General features: G+C 68.6%; 18 protein-coding genes. 10 read left to right on the plus strand and 8 right to left on the minus strand.

Features of this window, described 5'->3' with window-relative positions; genetic code table 11:
* Positions 1-268: 268 nt before the first annotated feature.
* Positions 269-1,093, minus strand: a complete 825-nt coding sequence (locus H7I41_RS25440; RefSeq protein WP_264015599.1) for a PfkB family carbohydrate kinase — start codon at positions 1,091-1,093, stop codon at positions 269-271.
* Between the two features lie 108 nt (positions 1,094-1,201).
* Positions 1,202-2,206 carry a LacI family DNA-binding transcriptional regulator gene (locus H7I41_RS25445; RefSeq protein WP_264015410.1) on the minus strand — a complete coding sequence of 335 codons (1,005 nt, stop codon included), beginning with the start codon at positions 2,204-2,206 and terminating at the stop codon, positions 1,202-1,204.
* A gap of 95 nt (positions 2,207-2,301) precedes the next feature.
* Between H7I41_RS25445 and H7I41_RS25450 the strand changes: the two genes are divergently transcribed.
* The 4 genes from H7I41_RS25450 to H7I41_RS25465 are packed head-to-tail and all read left to right on the plus strand — an operon-like array spanning position 2,302 to position 6,315.
* The gene (locus H7I41_RS25450; RefSeq protein WP_264015411.1) at positions 2,302-3,465 is read left to right on the plus strand and encodes a phytanoyl-CoA dioxygenase family protein; all 1,164 of its coding nucleotides are present in this window, start codon (positions 2,302-2,304) and stop codon (positions 3,463-3,465) included.
* The gene (locus H7I41_RS25455; protein ID WP_264015412.1) at positions 3,462-4,469 is read left to right on the plus strand and encodes a Gfo/Idh/MocA family protein; all 1,008 of its coding nucleotides are present in this window, start codon (positions 3,462-3,464) and stop codon (positions 4,467-4,469) included. Before H7I41_RS25450 ends, H7I41_RS25455 begins: the two co-directional genes overlap by 4 nt.
* Positions 4,470-4,474: 5 nt before the next feature.
* Positions 4,475-5,356, plus strand: a complete 882-nt coding sequence (locus H7I41_RS25460; RefSeq protein WP_264015600.1) for a sugar phosphate isomerase/epimerase family protein — start codon at positions 4,475-4,477, stop codon at positions 5,354-5,356.
* Positions 5,353-6,315 carry a Gfo/Idh/MocA family protein gene (locus H7I41_RS25465; protein ID WP_264015413.1) on the plus strand — a complete coding sequence of 321 codons (963 nt, stop codon included), beginning with the start codon at positions 5,353-5,355 and terminating at the stop codon, positions 6,313-6,315. Before H7I41_RS25460 ends, H7I41_RS25465 begins: the two co-directional genes overlap by 4 nt.
* Here the strand turns inward: H7I41_RS25465 and H7I41_RS25470 are convergent.
* Positions 6,312-6,497: a hypothetical protein gene (locus tag H7I41_RS25470; RefSeq protein WP_264015414.1), complete on the minus strand. Its 186-nt coding sequence runs from the start codon at positions 6,495-6,497 to the stop codon at positions 6,312-6,314. The two genes, H7I41_RS25465 and H7I41_RS25470, sit on opposite strands and share 4 nt — an antisense overlap.
* A gap of 94 nt (positions 6,498-6,591) precedes the next feature.
* A complete protein-coding gene (locus tag H7I41_RS25475) occupies positions 6,592-7,473 on the minus strand; it encodes a polysaccharide deacetylase family protein (protein WP_372503805.1) in 882 nt (293 codons plus the stop codon).
* Between the two features lie 36 nt (positions 7,474-7,509).
* Between H7I41_RS25475 and H7I41_RS25480 the strand changes: the two genes are divergently transcribed.
* The gene (locus tag H7I41_RS25480; protein ID WP_264015416.1) at positions 7,510-7,881 is read left to right on the plus strand and encodes a MerR family transcriptional regulator; all 372 of its coding nucleotides are present in this window, start codon (positions 7,510-7,512) and stop codon (positions 7,879-7,881) included.
* 53 nt (positions 7,882-7,934) lie between these two features.
* Here H7I41_RS25480 and H7I41_RS25485 read toward each other — a convergent pair whose 3' ends face one another.
* The 4 genes from H7I41_RS25485 to H7I41_RS25500 all read right to left on the minus strand — a co-directional run bounded on the left by H7I41_RS25485 (position 7,935) and on the right by H7I41_RS25500 (position 11,860).
* Entirely contained in the window at positions 7,935-8,756 is an 822-nt protein-coding gene (locus H7I41_RS25485) for an ATP-binding cassette domain-containing protein (RefSeq protein WP_264015417.1), read from the minus strand.
* A 4-nt stretch (positions 8,757-8,760) separates the two neighbouring features.
* Entirely contained in the window at positions 8,761-9,819 is a 1,059-nt protein-coding gene (locus tag H7I41_RS25490; RefSeq protein ID WP_264015418.1) for an ABC transporter permease, read from the minus strand.
* A gap of 17 nt (positions 9,820-9,836) precedes the next feature.
* On the minus strand, positions 9,837-10,826 hold the full coding sequence (locus H7I41_RS25495) for a substrate-binding domain-containing protein (RefSeq protein ID WP_264015419.1): 990 nt from the start codon (positions 10,824-10,826) through the stop codon (positions 9,837-9,839).
* Between the two features lie 251 nt (positions 10,827-11,077).
* Positions 11,078-11,860 carry a GntR family transcriptional regulator gene (locus H7I41_RS25500; protein WP_276009652.1) on the minus strand — a complete coding sequence of 261 codons (783 nt, stop codon included), beginning with the start codon at positions 11,858-11,860 and terminating at the stop codon, positions 11,078-11,080.
* 104 nt (positions 11,861-11,964) lie between these two features.
* Between H7I41_RS25500 and iolC the strand changes: the two genes are divergently transcribed.
* Genes iolC through H7I41_RS25525 form a run of 5 tightly spaced genes read left to right on the plus strand, consistent with a single transcriptional unit; the run spans position 11,965 to position 17,553 of the window.
* Positions 11,965-12,936 (plus strand): 5-dehydro-2-deoxygluconokinase, encoded by a 972-nt coding sequence (gene iolC / locus H7I41_RS25505; protein WP_264015421.1) that lies wholly within the window; start codon positions 11,965-11,967, stop codon positions 12,934-12,936.
* Positions 12,929-13,801 (plus strand): Cgl0159 family (beta/alpha)8-fold protein, encoded by an 873-nt coding sequence (locus H7I41_RS25510; protein WP_264015422.1) that lies wholly within the window; start codon positions 12,929-12,931, stop codon positions 13,799-13,801. Before iolC ends, H7I41_RS25510 begins: the two co-directional genes overlap by 8 nt.
* Before the next feature lie 2 nt (positions 13,802-13,803).
* On the plus strand, positions 13,804-14,673 hold the full coding sequence (gene iolB / locus H7I41_RS25515; protein WP_264015424.1) for a 5-deoxy-glucuronate isomerase: 870 nt from the start codon (positions 13,804-13,806) through the stop codon (positions 14,671-14,673).
* A gap of 2 nt (positions 14,674-14,675) precedes the next feature.
* On the plus strand, positions 14,676-16,619 hold the full coding sequence (gene iolD, locus H7I41_RS25520; protein WP_264015425.1) for a 3D-(3,5/4)-trihydroxycyclohexane-1,2-dione acylhydrolase (decyclizing): 1,944 nt from the start codon (positions 14,676-14,678) through the stop codon (positions 16,617-16,619).
* Between the two features lie 16 nt (positions 16,620-16,635).
* Entirely contained in the window at positions 16,636-17,553 is a 918-nt protein-coding gene (locus H7I41_RS25525) for a sugar phosphate isomerase/epimerase family protein (protein ID WP_264015426.1), read from the plus strand.
* Position 17,554 lies beyond the last annotated feature (1 nt).

Genomic DNA, 17,554 nt, shown 5'->3' on the forward strand with positions numbered 1-17,554 from the left:
GGAGGTCTCGGCTTCGCGCAGCGGCGCGTCGCCGTTTGATGTCACTGTCAGTACCGATTATTGCACTTCTCTTAGGCGAGGCTTTACCACACACACCCGCAGGTCGCCGGGCCACGTCGGTAGTATTCGCTGCTCAGTGACGTGAAAGACAAGTTGACACCCGTCAATGTGTGTCGTTGGTCACGTTTTCACGTGTTGTCATTTCTAAGGAAAAGTTACCCATCGGTAGCACCTGGCTAGCACTGCTGAGCAGCTGCTCAGCAGCACGTCAGGGCCGTCCGACGGGTTCTTTCTGGCGGCGCTTGTCGAGTTCGCGCGCCACCAGCTCACTGGCCAGCGCGACGGCCTCGTGGGGAACCGCGCCCGCCGACCTGTTCGCGGTGTAGCAGGCGGTGAACATGTCGCCGGCGCCTGTGGTCTGCACGCCGCTCACCTGCCACGCCGCGGGCACCCTGATCACCGAACCGTCGGTGTAGACGTCGCAGCCCTCGGACCCGAAGGTCACCAGGATCTCGGGCACTCCGAGCCGTTCGGCGGTCGACGCGTCGAACTCGCCGTCCGCGACGATCACCGCCTCGTCCTCGGCGAGCTTGAGGACTGCGAGGTGCGGCAGCATCTCCTCGCTGAAGTGCCGGTCCAGCGTCAGCGGTCCCAGCCGGTCGGCCCGCACCAGCCCCTGTCCGTCGTAGACGATCCGGTGCCCGCGGCGGGCGAGCAGCGCGAGCGTCTCGGCGGGGAAGTCCCCTCGCAGCAGCGGGGCGAGATGGATCCAGGTGGTGTCCGGGTCGGCGGCCGCGATCTCCGCCTCACCCCACACCGGCCCGATGGCCTCGACGGTCATCGTGCGGTGGTCGACGTCCACGTAGTCGAGCCGGAAGCTGCTGGTGCGCCGTCCGGGCAGGACGCGGAGGAAGGCGCCGAACCGGTCGACCAGCGGATCGAACAGCGCGTGGTCGCGCTCGGCGGCCATGCCGATGATGCGTCCCGGCCCCGCCATCGCCTCGAGGGCGACGCCGGCGAAGGACGCACAGCCTCCCGGGCTCGGCGCCGCGCCGTTGATCACGTCGACGGCGAGGTTCCCCATCACGGTCACCCCGCCGACGAGCTGTCGCACCGCTGCCCCTCCCCGTTCACCCTGTGGCCACCTCGGGCCGTGGCGCGAAATGTTATCGGGGATTGTCTCCCGACGACGACTCCATCGTCACACCGGCAGGTTGAAGGGGGTGACGACCTGGATGGGCGCCGGCCGCACGGGTTCGGCGGGCAGCGCTCCCCGCTGCGCCAGGATCGACCGGATCGCCAGCCGCGCGTCGGCGCGCAGGTCGTTGTGCAGGACCACCGAGATCCTCCCGTCCCGCAGCAGCCGCAGGTTGTCGGCGTCGAGGTCGTGGGCGATGAACGCCCGGCAGCGCCGGCCGACCTTCTCGAACGCCGCCACCGTGGCGGTGTTGCCGCCGCCGACCGAGTACACCGCCTCGATGGCGGGGTGCCGGTCGAGCGCCTCGAGCACCAGCCGCTCGTTGGTCGCGTCGATACCGTCGCTGTCGCTGACCTCGACGATGCCCCGGCCCGAGCCGCGCAGGGCCGAGCGGAAGCCGACCTCACGTTCGCCTTCGCCGCGGAACACCGTGCGGCTCAACGTGATCAGTACGTCGGATCGCGACGCGCCCAGCCACTGGTCCATCAGGTAGGCCGCGGTCACCCCCGCGCCGTGGTTGTCGATGCCGACGTACCCGGACCGCGCGCTGGCGGGCACGTCGGTGGCGTAGGTGACCACCGGGACGCCCGCGGCCACCAGCCGGTCGACGGCCGCGGCGACCTCCGGATCGTCCTGCGCCTTGAGCACCACGCCGTGGCTGCCACGGATGCGGGCCAGCGCGTCGACCATCTGTGCGGTCTCCCCCGACTCCCACAGATGGAAGCGCGCCCGCACCATCGCCGGCGCGAAGGCGGGCAGTTCCGCCTCGACGGCCGTGCGGAAGGCGTCGGAGAACCGCCGAGGGGTCTGCATCACCACGTCGATCAGGTAGCGCCTGCCGTTCAGCCGCAGCTGCGCCCGCTGCTTGTCCAGGTCGGCGATCGCCTGCGCCACCTCCGCGCGGGTGTTCTCCCGGACGCCGGCACGGTTGTTGAGCACGCGGTCGACGGTCGCCTCGCTCAGCCCGGCCTGCTGGGCGATCTCGCGGACCTTGTAGCGGTGCGCCATGGGTCTGGGTCCTCTTTTCCCGCGCAGATCAATGAGGGTTTTTTGAGGGCTTTTTGCCGTTGATTGCGGGGTGGGTCACCGCAAGACTATCGGACATGACCGCCTCAGTGACCACCACGGACGGCGCGTGGATCGAGGACGCCGACTGCCGCCTCGACGACTTCCATGCGCAGGTCTCGCGGACCACCGATCCGGCCGACTATCCGCTGGCCGGCGACGTCCGGGCCGGCGTGCCGGTGTACCCGGCCGACGCGCCGGCGCACCCGGACCGCCGTGCGCTGCAGGCCGAACTGATCCGGGCACTCGCCGACGGGCCCGGAGTGGTGGTGTTCACCGACGCCTTCGCCCACGACGTGGTGGACCGCGCGAGTGCCGCGTTCACCGCGCTGATCGACGCGCAGCGCACCGAGGGCGCCGCCGCGGGCGACCACTTCGGCGAGGCCGGCGCGAACGACCGCATCTGGAACGCCGCCCAGAAGTTGGCCCTGTTCGCCCCCGAGGTGTTCGCCGAGTACTACGCCGCCGACGCGCTCGCCCTGGTGTCGCAGGCCTGGCTCGGGCCGCGCTACCAGGTCACCTCGCAGGTCAACGTCGTCAATCCCGGTGGTGCGGCGCAGGTTCCGCACCGCGACTACCACCTCGGATTCGTCGACGCCGACCAGCTGACCCGCTATCCGGCGCACCTGCACCGGCTGTCGGCGGCCCTGACGCTGCAGGGTGCGGTGGCGCACTGCGACATGCCGCTCGAGAGCGGGCCGACCATGCTGCTGCCGTACTCGCAGCGGTTCGCCGGCGGCTACGTCGCCTTCCACCGACCCGAGTTCATCGACTACTTCGCGGCGCATCACGTGCAGGTGCCGCTGCGCAAGGGCGACGCGGTGTTCTTCAATCCGGCGCTCTACCACGGTGCCGGGTCCAACACGTCGGCCGACATCCGCAGGATGGCCAACCTGCTGCAGGTCTCCTCGCCGTTCGGTCGGGCGATGGAGTCACTCGACCGCACCGCGATGGTGCGCGCCGTCTACCCGGCGCTGCTCGCCATGAAGGCCGCGGGCCGCTCCGAGCGGGAGCTGACCAACGTCGTCAACGCCACCGCCGAGGGCTACGCGTTCCCCACCAACCTCGACCGGGATCAACCCCTCGGCAACCTCGCGCCGGCGAGTCAGGTCGACGCCGTGCTGGCGGCCCTGGCCGACGGATTGCCCCTCGCCGCACTCGACACCGTGCTCGACGCCCACAACGATCGGAGAACCCCATGACCACCCTCGGAGTGATCGGCCTCGGCCGGATCGGCGCCTTCCACACCGAAACGCTCTGCGCCATAGACGGAATCGACGGCCTGGTGATCACCGACGAGCGCACCGACGTGGCCGCGGCCGTCGCGGCCCAGCACGGGGTCAAGGCCGTCGACAGCGTCGCCGAACTGCTCGCCTCCGGCGTCGATGGCGTGGTCGTCGCCGCCGCGACACCCGCCCATGCCGAGCTCACCCTCGCCGCCGTGGAACGGGGCATCCCGACGTTCTGCGAGAAGCCGATCGCCTCGACCGCCATCGAGAGCGCACGGGTCGCCGAGTTGATCGCGCGCTCCGGCGTGCCGGTGCAGGTCGGCTACCAGCGCCGCTTCGACGCAGCGTTCGCCGCGGTGAAGCGGGCGGTCGACGACGGTTCGGTAGGGACCCTGCACACCGTGCGGAGCACGACCATGGACCCCGCTCCCCCGCCGATGGACTACATCAGGGGCTCGGGCGGCATCTTCCGTGACTGCGCGGTGCACGACTTCGACGTGCTGCGCTGGGTCACCGGCCAGGAGGCGGTCGAGGTCTACGCGACCGGAACCCGGCAGGGCGATCCGCTGTTCGCCGACTACGGCGACGTGGACACCGCCGCCGTGGTGGTGACCTTCGACGGAGGCGCCATGGGCCTGGTCTCGGCCGCGCGGTACAACGCCCGCGGGTACGACTGCCGCCTCGAGGTGCACGGCTTCGACGACACTGTGGTCGCCGGCTGGGACTCCGGGGCGCCAGTACGGAACCTCGACCCGCACAGCGACTTTCCCACCGGCAAGCCGCACCACTTCTTCATGGACCGGTTCACCGAGGCCTTCCGCACCGAGCTGGCGGCATTCGTCGACGTCACCAGGGGCGGCCCGATCCGGGGAGCGACGGTCGCCGATGCCGTCGAGGTGGCGTGGCTCGCCGAGGCCGCCACCGAGTCCCTGCACAAGAACGCGCCGGTGCGCGTCGAGGAGGTCCGTAACCGATGAACTCCATGAATCCGATCAAGATCGCTGGAGCGCCGATCTCGTGGGGAGTCTGCGAGGTGCCGGGCTGGGGCCATCAACTGGATCCCGACCGCGTGCTGGCCGAGATGCACGACGTCGGGCTGACGGCGACGGAACTCGGCCCGGAGGGTTTCCTCCCCACCGACCCCGCTGCGCTGCAGGCCACGCTGCGCACCCACGCACTGGAGTGCGTCGGCGGCTTCGTGCCGGTGGTGGCTCACGACGCCGCTCAGGACCCGATCCACGACCTCGCCGGTCCGCTCGAGGCACTGGTCGACGCGCACGCCGGCGTCGTGGTGCTCGCCGCGGCCACCGGCGCCGACGGATACGACTCGCGGCCCGTCCTCGACGACGACCAGTGGCGCACACTGCTGACCAACCTCGACCGGCTGGCCGCCGTCGTTGCCGCGCGCGGGCTGCTCGCGGTACTGCATCCGCACGTCGGGACGATGGTCGAGACCCGCGCCGACGTCGAGCGGGTGCTATCGGGCTCGGCGATCCCGCTGTGCCTGGACACCGGGCACCTGCTGATCGGCGGCACCGACCCGCTGCGGCTGGCCCGCGAACATCCCGACCGGATCGCGCACACCCACCTCAAGGACGTCGATGCGGCGCTGGCGGCGCGGGTGCAGTCCGGCGAACTCACCTACACCGAGGCCGTCCGGATGGGTATGTACACCCCGCTGGGCGCCGGTGACGTCGATATCGCCGGTATCGTTACGACGCTGCGCGCCAACGGTTTCGACGGCTGGTTCGTGATGGAACAGGACACCATCCTCGACGGCGAGCCGACGGGGGCCGGGCCGGTCGCCGACGTCCGCGCCAGCGTCGACTTCCTTCAGGACGTCTGCCGCGCGGTCACGGTGTGACGCTGCGCATCGGTGTCCTCGGCGCCTCCCGGATCGCCGAGTTCGCCATCGTCGACCCGGCGCGGGAACTGGGTCACCGGCTGGTGGCCGTAGCCGCGCGCGACCCCCACCGCGCGCGGGCGTTCGCCGACAAGCACGGCATCGAGCGGGTGGCAGGCACCTACGCCGACGTGGTCTCCGATCCGGAGGTGGACGTCGTCTACAACCCGCTGGCCAACGCGCTGCACGCCCCGTGGAATCTGGCGGCCGTCGCAGCCGGCAAGCCGGTGCTGACGGAGAAGCCGTTCGCCCGCAACCACATCGAGGCGCGTCAGGTTGCCGATGCCGCCCGCACCGCCGGGGTCACGGTGATGGAGGGCTTCCACTATCTATTCCACCCGGTCACCCAGCGGGCGCTGCAGCTCGCGGCCGACGGCACGCTGGGCGAACTGGTCCGCGCGGAGGTCCGGATGGCGATGCCCGCACCGGCGGACGACGATCCACGCTGGTCGACGGCGATGGCCGGCGGCGCAATGATGGACCTGGGCTGCTACGGGATGCATCTGCTGCGCAGGCTCGGCCGCCCGTCGATCGTGAGCGCCCGTGCCGAACAGCGCTTCCCTGGGGTGGACGCCCGCTGCGACGTCGAGGTCGCCTTCCCCGGCGGGGCCACCGGCCTGTCGACGAATTCAATGGTCGCGGATGACTATTCGTTCACTCTGCGGATCGCCGGAACCATGGGCGAGGTGCTGGTGCACGACTTCATCAAGCCCCACGACGACGACCGGGTGACGGTGCGCACCGCGGCGGGCGTCTCGGTCGAACGGCTGGGCACCCGACCGTCCTACACCTATCAGCTGGCGGTCTTCGCCGCCCACGTGGAAACCGGTGCGCCACTTCCGATCGATCTCGCCGACGCGGTCGAGAACATGGCCTATGTCGACGACGCCTACCGGGCGGCCGGGATGGCGCCGCGCTAGGGGCGTCGGTTGGTGTGCAGCCGCTGGCTCAGCTGTCCCAGCGGCCGCCTGCGGTCGGTGTCGGCGTGCCGGCGTTCGTGCCACCGCAACCGCAGCATCAGCAGTTGCCGGTGGGCAGACCAGCCGACCGACATCGGATCGCGCCACGCTGAGGCGCGGCTCCGTGCGGGATGTGGCTCCATGGCTCCATTGTGCCCATCTCCGGCGAATCGGCACGTCGACGCACCCGTGCAACGGATGTCGACCTGGTGAATTGCCGCCGAATTGAGGTGTCGGTCACCCTCGCTCCGCGAGGTAGTGGGCGGAGATGTCATCGGATGTGGTGACCCACACGTCGGGATGGTTGACGACGTAGCGCAGCGCCTCGTCGAGATATCTGGCGCGGAACGGCTGGCCAGTCACGAACGGGTGCAGCGCCAGTGCCATCACCCTGCCGCTGTGTTCGGCGTCGGCGTGCAGTTGATCGACCTGGTCCTTCACGATCTGGACGAACTGGTCACCGGGGAGGCTCTTGCCGACGAACAGCGGGATGTCGTTCAGTTCCACGGAATACGGCAGGCTGTGCAGGCCGGGGGTGCGCAACGGGTAGGGCTGGTCGTCGTTGGTCCAGTCCAGCGTGTAGCGGACGCCCAGTTCGGCCAGCAGTTCCGGCGTGCGGAATGTTTCGGTCAGAGCAGGGCCGAGCCAGCCGGAAGGGCGCTGCCCGGTGGCCTTCTCGATGGTGTCGAGGACCTCGAGCAGGTAGTCGCGTTCGTCGTCGCCGAGATCGGTCTGCAGCGTGGAATTGTTCCTGCCGTGCGCCAGCCACGCCCACCCGCGGTCGACGCCGGCCCGGATCACCTGCGGGTAATGTTGCGCCACATCGGAGTTCAGCAGGACACTCGGCCGGATCCCGTGCCTGTCGAAGATCTCGACGAGGCGCCAAATCCCAACCCGCAGTCCGTAATCGCGCCAGCCGTAGTTCAGCGGGTCGGGAGTCAGCGCCGCGGTGTCGGGATGGATACTGGTCGACGGGCGGTCGACCTCGAAGTGTTCGACGTTCAGCCCGACGTAGAACGCCACCCGGGCGCCGCCGGGCCATCGGATGGCCGGTCGTTCAGTGATCGGTGTGTAGGTGATGAGTTGGGTGTCCACGGCGGTATCGTCGAACCCTGACATCGATGCGAAGGTCAACCCCGGAGTGAGGTGCGTCACATGCGGATCGGCGAGCTGGCGCGGCGCACCGGGGTCTCCACCAGACTGCTGCGCTACTACGAGGACCAGGGCCTGATCGTGCCGCAGCGCTCGGCCAACGGGTACCGGGCCTACAGCGAGGAATTCGTCGACCAGATCGCCCAGATCCGCAGCCTGCTCGACGGTGGCCTCCCGACGCGGGTGATCAGGCAGGTCCTGCCCTGCCTGAAGACACCGCGGAACATCCACTTCGCCGACGCGTCCCCGGAGATCATCGCGGTACTGCAGCGCGAATGCGACCGGATGGGCGACCGGATCGACCACCTCACCCGCAACCGCGACGCGATCTCGGCCTACCTCGCCGAACTCCGCCGCTGCGCGCGGCCCGCGTGAAGCGATTTCGGCGCGGTCTCGTTCGTTGAGCGAACGAAACCGCGCCCGAATCGCTACTTGCCGCTGCGAAGCTCGTGGGACAGCGCCTCGAGTTCGTCGCCGCCGGCCATCTCCTGGGTGAGGTGCTCGAGAGTGATGTCGTCGTAGGTGCAGTCGAGCTTCTGGCGGCCGCGGTTGAGCAGCACGAAGTGGTCGCCGACCATGTGGGCGTGATGCGGGTTGTGCGTGATGAAGACGACGCCGAAGCCCGCCTCCTTGGCCGCGGTGATGTACTTCAGCACCACGCCGGACTGCTTGACGCCCAACGCCGCGGTCGGTTCGTCGAGGATCAACACCCGGGCGCCGAAGAACACCGCCCGCGCGATGGCCACACACTGCTTCTGCCCGCCGGACAGCGAGCCGATCGGCACGTCGACGTCGGGCAGGTCGATCCCCATCTTGGACAGCTCGATCAGCGTGGTGGCCCGCATCGCGTTGGCGTCCAGCGAGTACGGGAACGACGACTTGCGGAGCTCCTGGCCCAGGAAGAAGTTGCGCCACACCGGCATCAGCGGCACGACGGCGAGGTTCTGGTACACCGTCGCGATGCCCTTCCCGAGCGCATCGGCGGGCGATCCGAACCGGGTGGGCTCGCCGTCGACGAGGAGTTCGCCGTCGGTCTGCTGATGCAGCCCGGCGATGATCTTGATCAGCGTGGACTTGCCCGCGCCGTTGTCGCCGAGGATGCCGGTGACCTCGCCCGCGTGCACCCGAAGGCAGATGCCCTTGAGCGCGGTGATGTTCCCGTAGGACTTGCCGACGTCGCGCAGTTCGACCAGCGGTACCCGGCCGCCGGAAGGGGCGTCGTGGGCGGGCTTTTCAACAGAGATGGTCATCGGATCACTTCTTCGCTGCGTAGTTGCGGAAGGCGTTGTTGGCGATCACCGCGAACAGCAGCATCGCGCCGAGGAAGAACTTGAACCAGTCGGGGTCCCAGCCCGCGTAGACGATGCCCTGGTTCGTCATGCCGAAGATGAACGCGCCGATCGCGGCCCCGATCGCGGTGCCGTAGCCACCGGTCAGCAGGCAGCCGCCGATCACCGCGGCGATGATGTAGAAGAACTCGTTGCCGATGCCCTGACCGGACTGCACGGTGTTGAACGCGAACAGCAGGTGCATGCCCACGAACCAGGCGCAGAAGCCGACGAACATGAACAGCCCGATCTTGACTTTCGTGACCGGGACACCCACGGCGCGTGCGCTGTCGGCGTCACCACCCACCGCGAAGATCCAGTTGCCGATCTTCGTCTTGAACAGCACGTAGGTCGCCACCGCGGTGAACACCAGCCACCACACCACGGTGATGCGGATACTGACGCCGAAGACGGTGAACGACGAGGCGAAGACCTTCTGTGCGGAGTCCCAGCCCTGCATGTCACTCACGCTCTGCGTGGCGACCTGGCCGGAAACCAGCTTGGTCACCGCGAGGTTGATGCCGGCGAGCATGAAGAACGTGCTCAACGTGATCAGGAAGCTGGGGATCTTCGTCTTCATCACCAGATACCCGTTGAAGAATCCCACCACCAGCGCGAGCACCAGCGCGAGGAGCGCGCCGACCCACAGGTTGAGGTGCAGGTTGTAGGCCAGCATCGACGCGGCGAGTGAGCTGAAGGTCACCGCCACGCCCGCCGACAGGTCGAACTCGCCGCCGATCATCAGCACGGCCACGCCGCACGCCATGATGCCGATCGTCGAGCTGGCGTAGAGCACCGTCGCCAGCGATCCCGCCTCGCGGAACGGCGGCGCGACGACAAGGAAGAACACGAAGATGCCGATCGCGCCGATACCGGCGCCCATCTCGGGACGGATCAGCAACCGCTGCAAGCGGTTCCGCTCCTTGACACGTTCGTCGCGGATGACCTTGTGGTCGGCGACGTCCAGATCTGCCTGTGTGGTCATGTTCTCTGCTCCTGCCGCTACCGAGTACCGGCCTTGGCCAGTTCGGCCACGGCGTCGATGTTGGACTTGTCGATGAAGGACGGGCCGGTCAGCGTCGGCTCACCACCGCCGATCAGGTTCTTGTTGTTGAGGAACAGCCAGAGCCCGTCGATGGCGAGATAGCCCTGCAGGTACGGCTGCTGGTCGACGGCCCACTGCACGTCGCCCTGACTGATGGAGTCGACGAGCGCGGCGTTCGTGTCGAACGTCACGATGTTGGCGTTGCTGCCCGCGTTGGTCTTCGACTGCACGGCGGTCAGCGCGATCGGCGCACCGAGCGCGACGAAGGTGTCGACCGCCGGATCCTGCTGCATCTTGGCCGTGATCGTCGCGTCGACCGACGGCATGTCCTTGCTGTTGACGTTCAGGATCTCGCTCGGCCCTTTGAAACCCTGCTTGACACCCGCACAACGTGATTCGAGCGCGACCTGGCCCTGCTCCTGGATGATGCAGACGACCTTCTTCGCGCCGTCCTTGGTCAGGCGCTCGCCGGCGGCGATGCCGGCCAGCTTCTCGTCCTGCCCGAAGTACTCCTGGATGCCCATCTGCTTGAAGTTGTCGAATCCGGAGTTGAAAGCGACCACCGGGATGCCCTTGTCGATGGCGGCCTTGATCGCGGGAGCCATGGCGTCGGGCTTGGCGAGTGTGACGGCGATGCCGTCCACACCACTGTCGATGGCGCTCTGCACCAGGTTGGCCTGGTTGGGCGCCTCGGGATCGTTCGAGTAGCGGAGCTCGATGTTGTCCTTCTTGGCGGCGGTCTCGGCGCCCTTGCGGATCAGGTCCCAGAACGAGTCGCCGGGCACCTCGTGGGTGATCATCGCGATGGTCTTGCGGGGGGTGTCGACCGTGCCTCCGCCGTCTCCGCCGCCGGCCGAATCGGGTCGCCCGCCGGTCGATGAACACGACACGGCAGCCAGCGCCAGAACGCCCGCCCCTGTGATCGCCGCGAGCCGCTTGAACGCCATTGTCTGTCTCCTCGCTGTCAGTTCGCCGCGGCGTCCGCCAGTGGCGGCCGACACGCCTCGCCGTTGATGTAATACGGCTCACAGCGGAATGTCAATACTTTGTCCTGACATTAGGACTGCACGTCAAATGTTGGGTGCATGCCGCTACCGCCCGGGCGGCTCACACTCGCCGAGTGTGAAGCCACTGCGAGATTTCGGGTCGTTTCTCGCAGTGGCCGCACGTTCGGCGAGGTCGCGCCCAGGGTCGTGGGTCAGCGGTCGACGAGCGTCGTCTCGAAGTAGTAGCGGGAGGCCCGGTAGCAGTGGTCCCCGAACTCGACGGCCTTGCCCGAGTCGTCGAAGGCGGTGCGGGACATCGTCAACAGCGGGGCGCCCGCCTTCTCGTCGAGTAGCCGGGCCTCGGTCCTGGTGGCGGGCTTGGCGCCGATGCGCTGCCGGGCCAGCCGGATGTGCACGCCGCGGGCGCGCAGGGACTGGTAGAGCCCGTTGGCCTCCAGCTGATCCGCCTCGGGCGCGAGTTCGACGGGCAGGTAGTTGGTCATCACCGCCAGCGGTTCGCCGTTGGCGCACCGCAGCCGCTGGATGGTGACGACCTCGTGATCCTTGGCGAGGTTCAGCTCAGCGGCGATCTGTTCGTCGACGATGCCGGCGTGGTACTCGAGCAGCTCGGTGGTGGGTTCTTGTCCGGCCCGGACGAGGTCGTCGAACAAGCTTGTGAGCTCCACCCGGCGATGGACTGGGTTCTGCACCACCTGGGTGCCGACACCCCGCTTACGCACAAGCAGGCCCTTGTCGACGAGCTCCTGGATGGCCCGCCGGGTCGTCGGCCGGGACAGCGTGAGGCGACTCGCGAGGGCGAGCTCGTTCTCGAACCGGTCCCCCGGCGCGAGTTCCCCGTCGCGGATGGCGGCTTCGATCGCCTGGGCGAGTTGGTAATAGAGCGGCACAGGGCTGGACCTGTCGAGCTCGATGGATAGGGGCACGTCCACTCCGATCTCGGGCCTTGCCAGAAAAGAGTAGCTGAATCCTAACATCGGCATGACATAAAGTTAGAATGTCAGGACAAACTATTGACAGAGCCGAGTGGCGCGAGGCACAGTCGTAGACACCTACCGCCCCCCGATCCCTGGGAGCCGAATTGACCAGCACGGAACCGTTCGACGTCGTCGCGATCGGCCGCAGCGGTGTCGACGTCTACCCCCTCCAGACAGGCGTCGGCCTGGAGGACGTCGAGACCTTCGGAAAGTTCCTCGGCGGCAGCGCCGCCAACGTCGCGGTTGCTGCCGCCCGGCTCGGCAACCGCACCGCACTGATCTCCGGAGCCGGCGCGGATCCGTTCGGCCGGTTCGTGCGCGCCGAGCTCGAACGCCTGGGCGTCGACAGCCGGTTCGTCTCCGTGCACGACGAATTCCCGACGCCGGTGACGTTCTGCGAGATCTTCCCGCCGGACCACTTTCCGCTGTACTTCTACCGCAAGCCGTCGGCTCCCGACCTGCAGATCAGCGCCGACGAACTCGACACCGATGCGATCAGGGCGGCCCGCCTGTACTGGTCGACCGTGACTGGCCTCTCCGAAGAGCCAAGTCGCAGTGCGCATTTCGCGGCCTGGGCAGCTCGCGGCAGAAGCCCGCTGACGGTGCTCGACCTCGACTACCGGCCGATGTTCTGGGAGTCGCCCGCCGCCGCGACCGAACAGGTGCAGCGCGCCCTGCCCCACGTCACTGTCGCGGTGGGCAACCGCGAGGAATGCGAGATCGCTGTCGGCGAGTCGAATCCGCGCAAGGCCGCCGAGGCCCTGCTCGACCTGGGTGTCGAGCTGGCCATCGTCAAGCAGGGCCCGCGCGGCGTGCTCGGCAAGACCCGACACAGTTCGGTCACCGTGCCGCCCAACGACGTCGACGTCGTCAACGGCCTGGGCGCCGGCGACGCGTTCGGCGGCAGCCTCATCCACGGCCTGCTGAACGGCTGGCCGCTGGAGAAGACACTGCGCTATGCCAACGCCGCAGGTGCCATCGTGGCGACCCGGCTCGAGTGCTCGACCGCGATGCCGACCACGGCCGAGGTCGCGGCACTGGCCGAGCAGACCGCCGTGGAGGCCGTCAATGTCTGACCTCACCTACGCCGACATCACCGGGATACGTGCTGCCGATCCCGGCGCGGTCGCCCGGGCCTGGGCGGACCGCGTCACCCGCCCGACTGTCCGCGGCGACGGCCGGCTGATGATCGTGGCGGCCGACCACCCGGCGCGCGGCGCGCTCGCCGTCGGATCGCGTGTCACGGCGATGAACAGTCGCGTCGATCTGCTCGACCGGTTGCGGGCCGCACTCGCCGACCCCGGCGTCGACGGGGTGCTCGCCACCGCCGACATCCTCGACGACCTGGTGCTGCTCGGCGCGCTGGAGGACAAGGTGGTGTTCTCCTCCTTCAACCGCGGCGGGCTGGCCGGCGCATGCTTCGAACTCGACGACCGCATGACGGGTGCGACCGCCGCCTCCACTGCCGCAGCGCGGATGAACGGCGGGAAGATGCTGTGCCGCATCGATCTCGACGACCCCGGCACCGTGTCGACCATGGTGGCGTGCGCGCGAGCGGTCGACGAACTGGCCGCGCACGGACTGGTCGCCATGGTGGAACCGTTCATGTCGGGCCGGGTCGCGGGCAAGGTCCGCAACGACCTGTCCCCCGACGCGGTGATCAAGTCCATCCACATCGCGCAGGGGCTCGGCTCCACCTCGGCGTACAGCTGGATGAAACTTCCCGTCGTCGACGAGATGGACCGCGTCATGGAGGCGACGACAATGCCGACCCTGCTGCTCGGCGGCGATCCGACCGATCCCGACGAGGCATTCGCCAGCTGGGAGAAGGCACTCGCGCTGCCCGCGGTGCGCGGCCTCATCGTCGGCCGCACCCTGCTCTATCCCCCCGACGACGACGTCCGCACGGCCGTCGCCACCGCCGTGTCGATGGTGAGGTGACGATGCACAGCAAGCTCTACATCCCGGCCCGCAGCGCGACGCCGCCCCACACCGTCGACATCACCCCGGAATCGGCGGGCTGGACCGAATCCTCGCTCCAGGTGCTCGAACTCGACGACACCGGGTGTGCCGAGCTCGCCACCGGTGACACCGAGGTGATGATCCTGCCGCTGGCCGGCGGCGGCACCGTCGACTGTGGCGGCGAGAACTTCGAACTCGCGCCTCGTGCTTCGGTGTTCGACGGTCCCTCCGACATGGTCTATCTCGGCATCGGCCAGAGGTACGTGCTCACCGGCTCGGGTCGGTTCGCGATCTGCGGAGCCCGCGCAACCCGGCGCTTCCCGAACCGGCGGGTCGCCGCGGCGGACGTGTCGGTGGAGTTGCGGGGTGCGGGCAACTGCAGCCGCCAGGTGCACAACTTCGGCACCGCGGATGTCTTCGAGGCGGACTCGCTGATCGCCTGCGAGGTCATCACCCCCGGCGGCAACTGGTCGAGCTACCCCGCGCACAAGCACGACGAGAACACGCCGACCGAAAGCGAACTCGAGGAGATCTACTACTTCGAGATCGCCCCCGGCCCGGACGGTTCGCGGGGCTTCGGCTACCACCGGGTGTACGGCACGCCGGAGCGCCCCATCGAAGTGCTCGAAGAAGTGCGCACCGGCGACGTCGTGCTGGTGCCGCACGGCTACCACGGTCCGTCGGTCGCCGCCCCCGGCTACCACATGTACTACCTGAACGTCATGGCCGGACCGGGCGAGGAACGCGCCTGGAAGATCGTCGACGATCCCGAGCACACCTGGTTGCGCGGCACCTGGGCCGACCAGGCCGTCGACCCCCGCCTTCCCCTGCACGCACCGAGAGGACACTGATCGTGGTCTCCACCGCACCGAAGCGGGCCGAGAAGACGCCCGACACCGAGGCGACCGTCCGACTCACAGTGGCGCAGGCCACCATCCGTTTCCTGGGCAACCAGTACGTCGAACGCGACGGCGAACGCACGAAGTTCTTCGCCGGCTGCTTCGGCATCTTCGGCCACGGCAACGTCGCGGGCCTGGGGCAGGCGCTGCTCGAGGACGAGGTGACCGCGCACGAAGCCGGCACCGCCCCGAAGCTGCCCTACGTGCTCGGCCGCAACGAACAGGCCATGGTGCACAGTGCCGTCGCTTACGCGCGGCAGAAGGACCGGCTGCAGACCTGGGCGGTCACCGCCAGTGTCGGCCCCGGAGCGACCAACATGCTGACCGGCGCCGCACTGGCGACGATCAACCGGCTCCCGGTGCTGCTGCTTCCGGCCGACACCTTCGCCACCCGCGCCAGCGCGCCCGTCCTGCAGGAACTCGAACTGCCGTCCAGCGGCGACGTCACCGTCAACGATGCGTTCAAACCCTTGTCGCGGTACTTCGACCGGGTGTGGCGGCCAGAGCAGCTGCCCGCTGCACTGCTCGGCGCGATGCGCGTGCTCACCGATCCCGTCGAGACCGGCGCGGCCACCGTCGCGATCCCGCAGGACGTTCAGGCCGAGGCCCACGATTGGCCGGAATCGCTTTTCGCCGAACGCACGTGGCACGTCGCGCGGCCACTGCCGGAACGCTCGGTGATCGAGCGCGCCGCCGAGGTGATCCGGTCGGCGCGTACCCCGCTCATCGTCGCCGGCGGCGGCGTCGTGTACTCCGGGGCCACCGACGCGCTCGCCACATTCAGCAAGAGGACCGGAATCCCGGTCGGGATGAGCCAGGCAGGCAAGGGGGCGCTGCCCTACGACCACCCGCAGTGCATGGGCGCCGTCGGATCGACGGGCACCACCGCGGCGAACGCCCTGGCCACCGAGGCCGACGTCGTCATCGGGATCGGCACCCGCTACAGCGATTTCACCTCCGCGTCGCGCACCGCGTTCAACAACCCCGACGTGCGGTTCGTCAACATCAACGTGGCGTCGCTGGACTCGGTGAAGCAGGGCGGCATCAGCGTCGTCTCCGACGCGCGCGAGGCGCTCGATGCGCTCGGTGCGGCACTGGACGGGTATGCGGTGAGCGACGACTACCGCGCCCGCGCCGCCGCGCTGGCCACGGAATGGGACGACACCGTGTCGGCCGCCTACGCGGTGGAAGACGGTGTCGCACTGAACCAGAACCAGGTCATCGGCCTGGCGAACACGCTCAGCGATCCGCGTGACGTGGTGGTGTGCGCGGCCGGGTCGATGCCCGGCGATCTGCACAAGCTGTGGCGCACCCGCGATCCCAAGGGCTACCACGTCGAGTACGGCTACTCCTGCATGGGTTACGAGGTCGCGGGCGGCCTCGGCGTGCGGATGGCCGACGAGACCCGCGACGTCTTCGTGATGGTCGGCGACGGCTCCTACCTGATGATGGCCACCGAGCTGGTGACCGCCGTCCAGGAGGGCATCAAGGTGATCGTCGTGCTCGTGCAGAATCACGGCTTCGCGTCCATCGGGTCTCTGTCGGAGGCGCTCGGCTCGCAGCGGTTCGGCACCGCGTACCGCTTCCGTGGCCGCGACGGCCGGCTCGACGGCGACAAGCTGCCCGTCGACCTCGCCGCCAACGCCGCCAGCCTCGGCGCCGAGGTGATCAAGGTGAGCACCGCGGCCGAGTTCGGTGACGCCGTCAAGGTGGCCAAGGCCAGCGACCGCACCACAGTCATCCACGTCGAGACCGATCCGCTGATCCCCGCGCCGGACAGCGAATCCTGGTGGGACGTACCGGTCAGCGAGGTCTCCACCCTCGAGTCCACACAGGCCGCCCACCGCACCTACGCCGACTGGAAGACGATCCAGCGGCCCCACCTCCGACCCTCCTGAGCACGAAGGACACAGCGTGAGCACCATTCTCGTCGGCAGCGCCCCCGACTCCTGGGGCGTGTGGTTCCCCGCCGACCCGCAGCAGACGCCCTACACCCGGTTCCTCGACGAGGTCGCGGCGTCCGGTTACGAGTGGATCGAACTCGGTCCGTTCGGCTACCTGCCCACCGACCCCGCCCTGCTCTCCGACGAGCTCGCCAAGCGCAACCTGAAGTTGTCGGCCGGCACGGTCTTCGAGCATCTGCACAAAGACGGCGACGATTCGTGGTCGGCGGTGTGGAGCCAGGTCGAGGACGTCGCCAAGCTGACCGCGGCGGTCGGCGGCAAGCACGTGGTCGTCATTCCCGAGATGTGGCGTGATCCCGCCACGGGCGAGGTGCTCGAGGACCGCGATCTCACCGCCGAGCAGTGGCGCAAGAAGACCACGGGCATGGACGAACTCGGCCGGGCGATGTTCGAGAAGTACGGCTTGCGTGCGCAGTACCACCCGCATGCCGACAGCCACGTCGACACCGAGGAGAACGTGTACCGGTTCCTCGACGGGACGGACGGCGAGTTCGTCAACCTGTGTCTGGACACCGGGCACATCAGCTACTGCGGCGGCGACAACATCGCCATCATCCGCCGGGCGCCCGAGCGGATCGGCTACCTGCACCTCAAGCAGGTCGACCCGGCGGTGGTCGCCAAGGTCGAGGCCGAGGACCTTCCGTTCGGTGAGGCCGTCCGACTCGGCGCGATGATCGAACCGCCGCTGGGTGTTCCGGAGATGCCACCGCTGCTCGCGGAGATCGAACGGCTCGGTATCGATGTCTTCGCGATCGTCGAACAGGACATGTACCCGTGCGAGGTCGACGCTCCCCTGCCCATCGCCCAGCGCACCCGGTCCTACCTGGGTTCGTGCGGTGTCCCTTCCGTCCGCTTCAACCAGGAATGAG

The sequence above is a fragment of the [Mycobacterium] manitobense genome, assembly GCF_025821665.1.
Classification (GTDB): domain Bacteria; phylum Actinomycetota; class Actinomycetes; order Mycobacteriales; family Mycobacteriaceae; genus Mycobacterium; species Mycobacterium arseniciresistens.